At 42.8% G+C, this 12,358-nt stretch carries 11 protein-coding genes; 7 read left to right on the top strand and 4 right to left on the bottom strand.

Going from position 1 to position 12,358, the window contains the following annotated elements:
- The first annotated feature begins 9 nt into the window (after positions 1-9).
- The 3 genes from BUB99_RS11905 to BUB99_RS11895 all read left to right on the top strand — a co-directional run bounded on the left by BUB99_RS11905 (position 10) and on the right by BUB99_RS11895 (position 2,130).
- Positions 10-597, top strand: a complete 588-nt coding sequence (locus BUB99_RS11905; protein WP_073122741.1) for a phospholipid scramblase-related protein — start codon at positions 10-12, stop codon at positions 595-597.
- A gap of 489 nt (positions 598-1,086) precedes the next feature.
- The gene (locus tag BUB99_RS11900) at positions 1,087-1,602 is read left to right on the top strand and encodes a hypothetical protein (protein ID WP_073122740.1); all 516 of its coding nucleotides are present in this window, start codon (positions 1,087-1,089) and stop codon (positions 1,600-1,602) included.
- 120 nt (positions 1,603-1,722) lie between these two features.
- Positions 1,723-2,130, top strand: a complete 408-nt coding sequence (locus tag BUB99_RS11895; RefSeq protein WP_073122982.1) for an OsmC family protein — start codon at positions 1,723-1,725, stop codon at positions 2,128-2,130.
- 6 nt (positions 2,131-2,136) lie between these two features.
- On the opposite strand, the gene BUB99_RS11890 is transcribed toward BUB99_RS11895, so the two are convergent.
- Together BUB99_RS11890 and BUB99_RS20610 are read right to left on the bottom strand one after the other, a co-directional pair.
- The gene (locus BUB99_RS11890) at positions 2,137-3,807 is read right to left on the bottom strand and encodes a phytoene desaturase family protein (RefSeq protein WP_073122739.1); all 1,671 of its coding nucleotides are present in this window, start codon (positions 3,805-3,807) and stop codon (positions 2,137-2,139) included.
- A gap of 202 nt (positions 3,808-4,009) precedes the next feature.
- Positions 4,010-4,132 (bottom strand): DUF5522 domain-containing protein, encoded by a 123-nt coding sequence (locus BUB99_RS20610; RefSeq protein WP_262501902.1) that lies wholly within the window; start codon positions 4,130-4,132, stop codon positions 4,010-4,012.
- Positions 4,133-4,308: 176 nt separating this feature from the next.
- Between BUB99_RS20610 and BUB99_RS11885 the strand changes: the two genes are divergently transcribed.
- Positions 4,309-5,040 (top strand): hypothetical protein, encoded by a 732-nt coding sequence (locus BUB99_RS11885; RefSeq protein ID WP_073122738.1) that lies wholly within the window; start codon positions 4,309-4,311, stop codon positions 5,038-5,040.
- Between the two features lie 867 nt (positions 5,041-5,907).
- Here BUB99_RS11885 and BUB99_RS20400 read toward each other — a convergent pair.
- Positions 5,908-6,072 (bottom strand): DUF5522 domain-containing protein, encoded by a 165-nt coding sequence (locus tag BUB99_RS20400; RefSeq protein WP_170863792.1) that lies wholly within the window; start codon positions 6,070-6,072, stop codon positions 5,908-5,910.
- 94 nt (positions 6,073-6,166) lie between these two features.
- Here BUB99_RS20400 and rocD point away from each other — a divergent pair, with 94 nt between their 5' ends.
- Positions 6,167-7,405: an ornithine--oxo-acid transaminase gene (gene rocD, locus BUB99_RS11880; RefSeq protein ID WP_073122737.1), complete on the top strand. Its 1,239-nt coding sequence runs from the start codon at positions 6,167-6,169 to the stop codon at positions 7,403-7,405.
- Between the two features lie 66 nt (positions 7,406-7,471).
- Positions 7,472-7,657, top strand: a complete 186-nt coding sequence (locus BUB99_RS11875) for a Lacal_2735 family protein (protein ID WP_073122736.1) — start codon at positions 7,472-7,474, stop codon at positions 7,655-7,657.
- On the opposite strand, the gene BUB99_RS11870 is transcribed toward BUB99_RS11875, so the two are convergent.
- Positions 7,654-9,651: a sensor histidine kinase gene (locus tag BUB99_RS11870; protein WP_084190526.1), complete on the bottom strand. Its 1,998-nt coding sequence runs from the start codon at positions 9,649-9,651 to the stop codon at positions 7,654-7,656. The genes BUB99_RS11875 and BUB99_RS11870 overlap by 4 nt on opposite strands.
- Positions 9,652-10,053: 402 nt before the next feature.
- Between BUB99_RS11870 and BUB99_RS11865 the strand changes: the two genes are divergently transcribed.
- On the top strand, positions 10,054-12,270 hold the full coding sequence (locus BUB99_RS11865; protein ID WP_073122734.1) for an NADP-dependent isocitrate dehydrogenase: 2,217 nt from the start codon (positions 10,054-10,056) through the stop codon (positions 12,268-12,270).
- The last annotated feature ends 88 nt before the right edge of the window (positions 12,271-12,358 follow it).

Raw genomic sequence — 12,358 nt, 5'->3', positions numbered from 1 at the left:
CCTATCAATATGAATTCAATATTAAATCGTAACCTGTTCTTTGTGAAGGAGCATGTGGGGATGTTCAAAGCGTCGAACAACTACGATATTTACAATCCTGACAATCAGGAAATGATCATGACTTGTCGTGAAGAGAAGTTGGGCTTTTTGACCAAAATGTTACGCTTTACGGATTACAAGCGAATGACTCCTTTCAATGTAGAGATCAAAACGACCTCAGGAGAAAAAGTCCTTACGGTCAAAAGAGGCATCTCGATCTTTTTGTCTGATGTCGAAGTACTGGATGAAAATGATAATTTGGTCGGGAAGTTCAAACAAAAATTCTTCTCCATAGGTGGGAAGTTTGATGTGCTGGATGCCAATGATAACGTACTCTGTACACTCAAAGGAAAGTGGACGAGTTGGGATTTTAAATTCATCAAGGACCAAGTAGAGTTCGCTTCAGTCAGTAAAAAATGGGATGGATTGGGCAAAGAATTGTTCACCACAGCGGACAATTATATCCTACATATAGATGAGAAAGTCACAGAAAACCACCCCATGCGTCTATTGATCTTGGGTGCAGTGATGTGTATCGATATGGTGCTGAAGGAGTAGGTTTCTACTTTATGATAATATGATCTAGCCCCCATCCTTGATAGCCGAGGATGGGGGTTATTGTTTGGACTAGGTTGTACAGACGTCACCTCAGTTCTGGCCTTGCGCAAGGCCAGCCTTACCCTTGCGCAAGGGGAAGGCTGCGCTTGGGCAAGCTCAACTGTCTGCTTGCCCAAGGTGAACCTTCTGCTTGCGCAAGCAGAAACCCGAACTTTTGTTGCTCTCCTCAAAGCTTTCCGAAAGATGAAAAAGAAGAGCCTTTGATCTACTACCTAGATTTGGGGATTTTTCATGCGTCGTGTGATTTTCGGGTAAGATGTTGGTATTGGATTGTGGATAATGGCTTATCCTTGAAGAAATCAATAATTAACAACCTATTGGCAATAGAGTATTTAAGTGAGTTTTTACATGTATAAACTGCGGAGTGGGCTATATTAGGTTGTTGAGTACAAGACTTCAGTTTGTTGATGATTATTGAAATTTAAGAACATGATTAATAAAGTTTCAAGCATTAGAGAAGATGAACTAACATACATACTCACCTATGCGGGCTATATCCTACTGTCATTTGAATTGACTAAGACTATGATAGTGGGGCCAATTAAATCCTTTTATGCTAATACTGAATTTCAGGGAGGGCCATTTAAAACTTATAAAGAAGATGTTTTAGCACGTCATAAGAATGAATTTGAAGCTTGTCTTCTTTACTTAAAGGATTTTATGAAAGCCATTGACTCCAATGATTTATTAACTATCCAAGCATTGAGGAAACACAGAAATGATTTAGCGCACAATTTACCGGATAAACTCAGTTTGGAGGAAATCAGAAATGGTTCAACACCCTTGGAAAATGTTAAAAATGTAATTTTTAAACTCTCGAATTACAGGACTTACATGGAGGTTGGACAGGAACCTGAACTTAGAGGTGTAGACTGGGGTTTAGTAAAAGGAGAAGAATACCTTCTATTTGAGATGGTGATTAATAAAGTTAGGACACTGAAATGAGTTTTTCGAGGATTGAAAGAGTAACCCTGACAGGTTTTTCACTACGACCCAATGCGATGATTCATCCTTTTGGTGTGCGTCTCGTTGTATGATTATGGCATAACCATAAACAACAGCAAAATGAATTATTCTATCAAAGCGGAGGCTTTAGCAGATCATGATGCAGTGAGCCTCATCAAGGATTCTGAAATCAAGTTTGGGACGACAGCAGCGACAGCTGACAACCTAGCCAATCCTGCGGAACTGTTTCTTTGTTCCTTGGCGGCCTGCGTTCTCAAGAATGTGGAGCGGTTCTCTTCGATACTTAAGTTTGAATATGAGAAGGCAGAGATCAGCGTAGAGGCTACACGGCTGGACAAACCTCCCAGAATGGATACGATCACCTATGAATTGAAAATCTATAGTCAAGACGATCATATCAACCTTGATTTGCTCAAAAAGAATATTGAGAGTTTCGGGACGATTTATAATACGCTGAAAGCTACCTGTCGGATCTTAGGTCAGATTCATAAAATCACGCAGTTTTAAGACAAACTAAGACTGTACCGTTTTGAGACCTGATCCAGCTCTCGCTCGTTTGACTTTCATCTTTTGTAGCATCCAGTCTGGGTACTCAGTGTCATCTTCTGCATCGTAGATACGCACGTTTTGTGCGTGACTCGGTTGGATGAGGTCTTCCTGTCTACAGTTGAGGATTTTGGCGGCTGTTTGTACGCCAGAGTAGGCCGCACCTGCCACACCATGCGAAATGATACTGGCACCACAGAGGTACAAGTTTTCGATTTCGCTCTCCGCTTTGTAGGCAAAGGGGCCTGTTTGCTTGAAGCTCTTTTCTGTGCCATAGACGCTACCGTTCGTAGCGTTGATGTAATACTCATTGGTCATCGGTGTGCCTAGTTCTTGCTGCACGATCTTGTTGGTGACGCCAGGCAATACTTTTTCGAGGCTGGTGATGATCTTTTTGGCTAAGCGCTCTTTGAATTGCTGGTACGCTTCTGATCGTTCGTTCTCTTCTTCATTTAGGTGATTAAATGACTCCCGGTTGATATAGGTGACCACTTCGAGCGTATGATACCTGCCATCAAAACTTGGAGGATCTTTGAGTGTGGTACAACTGATAAACATCCCTGGGAATTCGTCTCCCTCCGCAATATCGACTTTCATCATCTCAGCAAATAGTTCGTCCGTATCCTTGTCAGCCATCATCCAGATGTTGCCAGAGTCGAGACCTGCCTTGCGTACATCCATGTCCACGGTGAGAAACAGCATGAGTGAGGTGCACGAGTACTTTGTCTTGTCTAGTCTCTCCAATAATTTAGGGCTGAGATTGTCTTTGCCGACCATGTCAAGGTAGGTCACACTAGGGTCAGCATTAGAGATGATTCGCTTGGCGTATATTTTCTCTCCGTTTTCTAGTTCGACACCTACGGCACGCTTTTTCGTATCTCCTTCGATCAAGATGCTTTTCACACTTTGACTGGTTCGTATTTCACCGCCATTTTGTTTGATGACTTTCGTCATGGCTTTGACAATCGCTCCACCACCACCCATGGGATAAAATCCCCCACTGAAGTAATGATCCATGACCGCACAATGCAAAGGGAAACTGGCCTTGGTAGGAGGCAGGCCATGATCACCACATTGGACATTGAGCACCTTTTTGAGCAGGGGGTCTTTGATATGCCAGTCCAGTACTTTTTTGAGGCTAAAGAGTCCGTATTTACCGAGGTGTCTTGTGCGCCAAGCGATGGTGACGTTGTCCCAAAAGCCACTCATCTTGGGGATGAGTTGTAGTTGTCGGCTGACATTACGAACCGTAGTGAGGTATTTGAGAATGCGCTTTTTTTCGTGAGGGAAACGCTTCGATAGGGCTTGATTCAATTCGTCAAAGCCAGCAGGTATGTCGACACGCTCATCGCCAATCCAGCAATGCTCATAGGCAGCAGGGTTCATTCTAAAAAACACCAAGTCATTGGCAATCCCCAAACCCTCGTACAACTCGCTGGTTGATTCGCCTTTGCCGAGTAGGCCTATGTAATGAACACCCGGCGTGAACCGGTAGCCATTCAAGTAAAAGCTATGACACCAGCCTCCAGGTACGTCGTGTTGTTCCAGTACCATGACCCGCTGATCTGCACGCGAAAGACAAATAGCAGAGGCAAGTCCACCTGCTCCAGACCCAATAATGATAGTATCTAATTCCATCCTGAATACTAGTGTTTTGATTATCTACCAAGCACTCCTTCAAGAGGTTTGAGAGGTAGGAGCTGGTTATAAGCCTAGTATGTCAAGGATAAGGTATCTAGCTGACAGTGCCAAGAGAGTGGTTAATGTATTTTACTGATTTTGAATGAGTTATTTTCTAAGGGCTTAAATTTTAGCGTCTTGTTTCTTGGGCTTAAGAGCCTTACTTTTTAAACCCATATGGACAGTGCTTGCAGCCATTTTTGCAGCAGTAGCCACGTTTGAGGTGGTGTTCTTTGGTGAATACTATTAGTCCTGACTCGTTGCTTCTTTGGAGTTTGACTATTGTATAGTACGGTTTTGGGATGAGGATAAGTGTGGAAATAATTGAGAAAAGGAGTATGTAATTATGAATGATTTTCTGTTTTCGATAATTTTAGTTCGAATAATTATTGTATAATAGTAACTAGAATTAATTATCAAAGTTCAGTAAAATTATCACATTTCAACCAGTTAAGAGTTATGAAAAAATTATCAACTAGTTTGCTGTTGGTTTTGTTCGTTTCCGTGTCTGCTTTTTGCCAGACCGAAGAGAAAATTAAGAGAGAGGGAGTAGTGTCAGGGGTTATTTTCGATGGCAACAAAGCAATAGAAGGGTATTTTAAAAAGAGAGGAACAGTATATTCAGAAGGGAAAGCATTTGACGCACCATGGCAGTTTCAAGGTAAGATGAAGTTTATCGAAAAAGATGTTTTTGAGAAAGCAGAAAAAGTCAAAAACAAACTTTATGATTCATATGAAGCAAAAGATTGTAGTGGATTTAAATATGATACATTGACGTATGAATCAGTCAAATATGCCGATATGTCTGCTGTAGGTATGGACATGCTTCCTAAGAAAATGTTTATGAGAGTGGTGTCTGAGGATAAGATTTCTCTGTTTCACTATTTTGCTTCTCCCCCTTCGGTAGTCTCAGGTTCAGAGGGATTTGAACCATATTATATCGACTGTGCAAAACCAAATTGGGTATATAGAGTCGGTGAAGCGGGAAAGTTGAAGCTTGTCAACGACATGAACATAACCAAGGAGTTGGTAGATTGTCCTATGGTAGTAGAGAAACAAGAAAAAGGAGAGTATCAGGTAGTGGAATCTAATGAAGAAGCTTCTGGAGGGAATAAGTTTCTGAACAATATGATGTTTAAAGAGCAGGTTCGAATGATGGCTATAGAAGACTATAATGCCAATTGTGAATAAAAGTTCTTTTTAAAAAAGATGGATGAATTATGGCCTGGGGTGAAAACTTCAGGCTTTTTTGTCTGACCAATGTGTGTATGGCTTAGCTTTCTGAAAGCTCTGGTATGAAGTGATTTATCCTAGCCAATTGTGCTGATTTTCTAATGAAAGTCTCAAAATAGTGATAGAATCAAGGTGCCTTGATGTAATAAAGGGGTGTGCGGTATGTTCGATGAACTAAAAAAACAGCAGTGTCAAAGACCCTGCTGTTAAGCTAAATTAAATATAAACTATGTACAATCATGAATCTTTAGAAGCGTCGACTTCTCCTAGTGCGGTAATAATTTTTAGTATCTCTGTATTTTTGCTGGCGCTTGCTTCTGTTGTTGCCTGCGCCAATAGTTGTTGATATTTTAGCTTCTAGTACGGGTAGTTCGCTGACAAATCTAGCGGATGCACCTACTGATAGGTTTTGATTTACATGAAAGGTTACAATTACTTGTTTTGCGTTTACCATCCCTGCTCTCATGTTGATTCCTCCAGTTAGGTTTTTGTTACCAAATAGATAGTTTGAGTTCTTGACCGAAACCGAAGTGAGCAATAGATACGAAGATGGTGATGATGATAAATGATTTTAACTTGTTCATAGCTTTATTGTTTAGCGTTTTTGAATTTGATTATGATTCAAAAGTCGCCTAAGCCGGAGTGAATTGTAACACGTGATTTCCGTATTCTATTCTTTACTAGAATCTCGTAAAGAGTTGGAAACAGTCCTGAGTTGCCCTGTGGAGCGTTATTGGTATCAATAATCATAAATTGACCTATAAGCTAGTCAAGTGCTTATGCTATTTCCTGATTAGGTGGCTCACTTTATTAGTTCAATAACTATTATCCCTTAACAAACCCATACGGACAGTGTTTGCATCCGTTTTTGCAGCAGTAGCCACGCTTGAGGTGGTATTCTTTGGTGAATACCATGAGTCCCGATGCGTTGAAGTAGTAGTCCTCAGGAGATAGAGGGCTAGGAGGGTTGCCTGTTTCTTTGTCTGACAAAGGGGATGTGATTTAGATTTCCTTTTCGTAATTTTGGACGAATCTAATGGAGTTCTGTATAGGAACTCTTTTTTATTATTTAAATACACGAACGATGGTAAATGAAATGACAAGTGAGCAGGCTATCGCCTTGGAAGATAAGTATGGAGCGCATAATTATCACCCACTGCCAGTGGTGTTGTCCAAGGGAGAAGGCGTCTATGTTTGGGATGTGGAGGGAAAGAAATACTATGATTTTCTATCCGCATACTCTGCAGTCAACCAAGGTCACTGTCACCCCAAAATCGTCGGGGCACTTACTGAACAAGCGAAAAAATTAACGTTAACCTCTAGGGCGTTTTACAACGATACTTTAGGGGAATATGAGAAGTATATCACCGATTACTTTGGCTTTGATAAGGTGCTGCCTATGAATACGGGTGCCGAGGCTGTAGAGACAGCCATCAAGTTGACGCGTAAGTGGGCTTATGAAGTGAAAGGTATTCCAGAGAATGAGGCCAAAATCATCGTGTGCGAAAACAACTTTCACGGACGTACGACGACTATCATTTCGTTTTCTAATGATCCTGATGCACAGAAGAACTTTGGGCCATACACGGCGGGCTTTATCAAGATACCATACAACGACATAGATGCACTCAAAGAGGCGCTCAAAGACCCTAATGTAGCAGGGCTACTCATGGAGCCGATTCAGGGCGAAGCGGGTGTTTTTGTCCCAGACGAAGGATTCTTGCAGGCGGCAAGCGAAGCGTGTAAGGAAGCGAATGTGCTGTTTGTAGCAGACGAAGTGCAGACAGGTATCGCGCGTACAGGTCGTCTGTTGGCATGTGACCATGAGGAGGTCAAGCCAGACGTATTGATTCTCGGTAAGGCGATCTCTGGCGGGGTGTATCCTGTGTCTGTCGTTTTGGCCAATGATGATATCATGGGCGTAATCAAGCCAGGACAGCATGGCTCTACTTTTGGCGGCAACCCGGTCGCTTCGATGGTGGCAATGGCTGCCTTGGATGTGGTACAGGAAGAAAAACTAGCCGCCAATGCAGAGAAGCTCGGGATCAAATTTAGAAAGCGATTGAATACCTACATAGAGGAGAGTAAGTTAGTGTCTCTCGTGAGAGGAAAAGGGCTGCTCAACGCCATTGTGATCAATGATTCGGAAGAAAGCTCTACGGCATGGGATATCTGTGTCGCGCTGAAGGATAATGGTCTGCTCGCTAAACCGACGCATGGCAACATCATTCGGTTTGCACCTCCATTGGTGATGACCGAAGAGCAGTTGGATGAGTGCTGTGACATCATCATCAAAACAGTAAAAGAGTTCGAGAATAAGTAAAGAAATGTAAAAAGGCTGCCATGTGCAGCCTTTTTTGTGTTCCATAAGTTAGAAACCAGAAACGATATGTTTGGATTATTTAAGAAAAAAACGGAGATGGAGCAGCTTAGTGCACAGTACAACGAACTGATGAAACAAGCACATGCGCTTTCCACGCAAGACCGGACAAAGAGCGATGCAAAGCATGCCGAGGCAGAAGCTTTAATCCCTCGTATAGAGGAGCTAAAGGTGAAAGAAGAAAAGTCTAGTTAACCTTGATAAATTGGTAGTGTGAAAGTGAAATTGCTCCCTTGATTGAGGGTACTGTTGACGTAGATGTGTCCACCGTTTTTTTCTACGAACGCTTTGCATAGTACCAGTCCGAGTCCTGTGCCTGACTCGTTTTCAGTCCCTTTGGTGCTAACCTTCTTGTTGACCTGAAATAGGTCTGGAATCGTTTTTTCGTCAATCCCTACGCCTGTGTCGCTGATTGAGACATGAATGAAATCATCCTGCAGTTTGCACTGTACTAATGTTTTCCCTCCCCTAGGAGTGAATTTCAAAGCATTGGAAATCAAGTTCCTTAAAATAGTATCCACCATCTGCTGGTCAGCCAATACGGGGGGTAGTTCTGTTGGGTGATAGTTGACCTCTATAGACTTGTTGTTTGCAGTGACGGCAAGTAGTTTGATGCTGTCCAAGATGCTATGGTTGAGGTCTATGCTTTCTTGTTCAAAGGTGATGTCTCCAGTTTGTGAGCGTGCCCAAGTCAAAAGATTTTCTAGGAGTTTAGTAGCCTGAGATGTGCTTTCTCGACACATGGTTAGACACTGGAGTTTGTCTGCGTCACTAAGCGTAGCACTATTGGTGATCAAAAAATCCAAAGTACCAGTCAGGGAGTTGAACGGACTCTTGAGATCATGACCGATGATGGAGAAAAAGTCGTCTTTTGTTGCATTGAGTTTGGCTAGCTTTAGTTCGTTTCGAGCCAATTCCAATTCTGTTTTTTTTCGGTCATCGATGTTTCTCGTGATACCTGTAATCGTGATTTCATTTTGGTTGTTGAAACTGAAATTACAAGAAATCTCTATCCAGATCACTTTTCCTAGTTTTGTTTTTTGTTGTAGTTCAAGTAGTAGAGGTTGATTGTTCTTGGTTTGAGTAAATCGTGCGACGCTTTCATTTAGCCTTTTTTCAATGATTTGTTTGGACTCAGGAGTCAGAGTCTGTCCTAATGTCAGGTTTAGCGTCTCTTGAGTGTTGTAACCAGCATGGGTTTGTATGGATGGGCTCACATAGGTGAATCTTCTCTGAGCAACATTGTAAACCCATATTACATCGGATATGTTTTTGGCAAGTAGTTCATGTTTTTGGACATGAATATGATTAGCTGTCGAGACTTGCAGTGTATAGATGATGGCAACTCCTAGAACAATCCATAGGCTGCGTCCTAGCCATAGCCAGAAACTAAACATAGCAAACTCCTCTTGGTCGTCGGGGGATGAAATTGCGTATTCCCATCCCTGGTTGATGAAGTTCGTCTGTAGTTTGAGCGCATTGTTTTGTTCGAAAAGCTGAGGGTCACCGTACAGGTTGATATAAGCGTCTTTGTGCAACCGACGAATGGCCACTTCATAGCCTTTGGAGGTAAACTCTGTAAAAGCGGCGTTAAAAAAGGGTGAGATTTCTACCACAGTGGATAGGATGCCCCATAGCTCACCGTTGGTATAGATTGGTTTTCGGTAGATAAAAGACTCTCCTCCCTGAACGAGGCTGACAGGGCCTAAGAGTAAGCCTTCTCCAGTTTGGATTATTTGGTTGATGTCAGGCCATTGCTCTGGATTTTTTCGATAGTCCATACCTATGGCTTCTTCATTGCCTTCTATGGGAGCTACGTATTGGATCACAGTACCTCGTGATAGTCCCAAACTCCGTATGAACGGAGATTGTTTCCATGTTTCTGTTAATACTTTTTGAAGTTTTTCCGTGTTTATTTCCTGGTGATAAACTTTGAGATAAGCTTCTATCCCCATAGAGAGGTAGGCGACTTTGTTGAGCTCACGGTCGAGTCTAGGAATTAATTCTTTCCCAAGAGAGAGTGTTCTTATGTCGAGACTTTTTTGATGTTGCTGTTGCCGATAGTGCATCATCGTTTCAAATAACACGAGCAAGGATATGGACATCAGACTGCCGATAAAGAAAGAAAAGAAAGAGAAATGGAAGGTCTGACCTTTTTTATTCGTTCTGGATCTTATAAAGTTTAGCATGGAAGAATTTTAACCGTAACGAATAACTTAATCTAGCACATCAGGTGAATGGCTTATCAATATAAATATTGGGTTTCCATTACGCAATAATGACCAAGTTTTTTTATGAAATAAACTTGGTTAGAACCAGTGGTTTTTGACCAGTCTTTAAAAAAGGGGCTTGCCGTTTTTGTAATCTTATGAATGATTTCTTGCAAATCGTTCATTAATCAGGAGGGTTACTTCTTTATCCATTCAATCAATAAGCCATTACGCTAAGATTTACTAAATTCGCCCTCTCAAAAGAAGGCTTTGTGGACGAATGCCGAAACCCCGTTTTGGAATCCTCATTCCCTCGATTGACCAAGACTATTTATTCAGTAAAACACGCGGGCTACACCGCTACCAAGCAGTTTTAAAAATATGACAAAATCTAAGATCATTTACACCAAGACGGACGAAGCGCCTGCTTTAGCTACTTATTCATTTTTGCCTATCGTTTCAGCTTTTACTTCAGCGGCTGGCGTGGAGGTTGAGACCAGAGACATTTCCTTGGCAGGTCGTATCATTGCCAATCTTTCTGACTACTTGACGGATGATCAAAAAGTAAGCGACGCTTTGGCAGAGCTCGGCGACTTGGCCAAGCAGCCAGAAGCGAACATCATCAAATTGCCCAACATCTCAGCTTCTATTCCGCAGCTACAGGCCGCTATCAAGGAGCTGCAAGCGCAGGGCTATAAGTTGCCTAACTACCCGTCTGAGCCTAAGACGGACGAAGAAAAAGAAATCAAAGCGAAATATGCTAAAGTACTCGGTAGTGCAGTAAACCCTGTCTTGAGAGAAGGTAATTCTGATCGTAGAGCACCCAAGGCTGTAAAGAATTATGCCAAGAAAAACCCACATAGAATGGGTGCTTGGGCTGCAGACTCTAAGACGCATGTTGCTAGTATGACGAGTGGAGATTTTTACGGGAGTGAAAAATCAGTTACGCTCGCAGAGGCGACAGATGCTAAAATAGCGTTTGTGGGAGCTGATGGCACTAGTGAAGTATTGAAAGCTTCTACGCCTCTTTTGGCAGGAGAAATCATCGATGCTTCTGTGATGAGTATTTCTAAATTAAAGACATTCATTGCCGAAGAAATCAAATCAGCCAAAGAAGCTGGTGTGCTCTTCTCATTACATATGAAAGCGACGATGATGAAAGTCTCTGACCCAGTGATATTCGGTGCGGCTGTAGAGGTTTTTTACAAAGATGTATTCGAAAAATATGCAGAGCTGTTCGCTGAGTTGGGCGTGACCGCTACCAACGGACTAGGTGACGTCTATGCGAAACTCGCTGGACATGCCAAAGAAGCAGAAGTACTCGCTGCGATCGAGGCAGTATATACCGACAGCCCTGACCTAGCGATGGTCAACTCTGACAAAGGAATCACCAACCTACATGTGCCGTCTGACGTAATCATCGACGCTTCTATGCCAGCGATGATTCGTACGTCAGGCCAGATGTGGAACAAAGCAGGAGATCAACAAGATACCAAAGCGGTCATTCCAGACAGATGCTATGCGGGCGTGTATCAGGCAACGATTGATTTTTGTAAGAAAAATGGTGCTTTCAATCCGTCTACGATGGGTTCTGTGTCCAATGTAGGATTGATGGCACAGAAAGCCGAAGAGTACGGGTCACATGACAAAACTTTCCAAATTCCAGCAAAAGGCACAGTTCAAGTAACGGATGCATCAGGAGCAGTATTACTAGAGCAGCCGGTAGAAGAGGGAGACATCTTCAGAATGTGTCAAGTGAAAGACGCTCCGATCCAAGAATGGGTGAAGCTAGCCGTGAACAGAGCAAAGGCTACTGGAGATCCTGCGATATTCTGGTTGGATGAGAACAGAGCGCACGATGCACAAATCATCGCCAAGGTGAATACTTACCTAAAAGATCACGATACGACAGGTTTGGATATCCAAATCCTAGGGCCAGTAGATGCGACGAATTTCTCTCTAGAAAGAACGTTGAAAGGTGAAGATACGATCTCTGTGACGGGTAACGTACTGAGAGATTACTTGACAGACTTGTTCCCGATTTTGGAATTGGGTACGTCGGCGAAGATGCTTTCTATCGTACCGTTGATGAACGGCGGTGGATTGTTCGAGACAGGTGCTGGCGGATCAGCACCAAAGCACGTACAGCAGTTCAACGAAGAGGGATACTTGAGATGGGATTCTTTGGGCGAGTTCTTGGCACTTGCGGTTTCGTTGGAGCACCTTTCGGAGACTTTTGACAACCCCAAGGCCAAAGTTTTGGCAGAAGCACTAGATGCAGCGACTGGGTTGTTCTTGGACAATGACAAGTCTCCTGCGCGTAAAGTAGGCGGTATCGACAACAGAGGATCACACTTCTACTTGGCGATGTATTGGGCACAAGAATTGGCTGCTCAGGACAAAGACGCTGAGTTGAAAGCACGCTTTGCGGGATTGGCCAAAGCCTTGACAGAAAACGAAGCGAAAATCAACGAAGAGTTGATCGGCGCACAGGGCAAGCCAGAAGACATCGGTGGATACTTCCAGCCTAACGTCGACTTGGCATCAAAAGCCATGAGACCTAGTGCGACTTTCAACGAAACACTTGCTGCACTCTAAAGAGCATAGATAAAGTAAAGAGGCTAGCTCGGTTTGGGTTAGCCTCTTTTTGTATAAATGGTATAATTTAGTGAAGGGGTAGTCCAGA

Source organism: Reichenbachiella agariperforans (assembly GCF_900142205.1).
Lineage (GTDB): Bacteria > Bacteroidota > Bacteroidia > Cytophagales > Cyclobacteriaceae > Reichenbachiella > Reichenbachiella agariperforans.
Note: the sequence above shows the minus strand (reverse complement) of the source record. Positions and strands in the feature narration are given on the sequence as shown.

Excerpts from the sequence above, each read along its gene's own strand:
- BUB99_RS11870 (WP_084190526.1), bottom strand. The coding sequence starts at position 9,651 with ATGCTAAACTTTATAAGATCCAGAACGAATAAAAAAGGTCAGACCTTC.
- BUB99_RS11905 (WP_073122741.1), top strand. The coding sequence starts at position 10 with ATGAATTCAATATTAAATCGTAACCTGTTCTTTGTGAAGGAGCATGTG.
- rocD (WP_073122737.1), top strand. The coding sequence starts at position 6,167 with ATGGTAAATGAAATGACAAGTGAGCAGGCTATCGCCTTGGAAGATAAG.
- BUB99_RS11865 (WP_073122734.1), top strand. The coding sequence starts at position 10,054 with ATGACAAAATCTAAGATCATTTACACCAAGACGGACGAAGCGCCTGCT.
- BUB99_RS11885 (WP_073122738.1), top strand. The coding sequence starts at position 4,309 with ATGAAAAAATTATCAACTAGTTTGCTGTTGGTTTTGTTCGTTTCCGTG.
- BUB99_RS11875 (WP_073122736.1), top strand. The coding sequence starts at position 7,472 with ATGTTTGGATTATTTAAGAAAAAAACGGAGATGGAGCAGCTTAGTGCA.
- BUB99_RS11890 (WP_073122739.1), bottom strand. The coding sequence starts at position 3,807 with ATGGAATTAGATACTATCATTATTGGGTCTGGAGCAGGTGGACTTGCC.
- BUB99_RS11900 (WP_073122740.1), top strand. The coding sequence starts at position 1,087 with ATGATTAATAAAGTTTCAAGCATTAGAGAAGATGAACTAACATACATA.
- BUB99_RS11895 (WP_073122982.1), top strand. The coding sequence starts at position 1,723 with ATGAATTATTCTATCAAAGCGGAGGCTTTAGCAGATCATGATGCAGTG.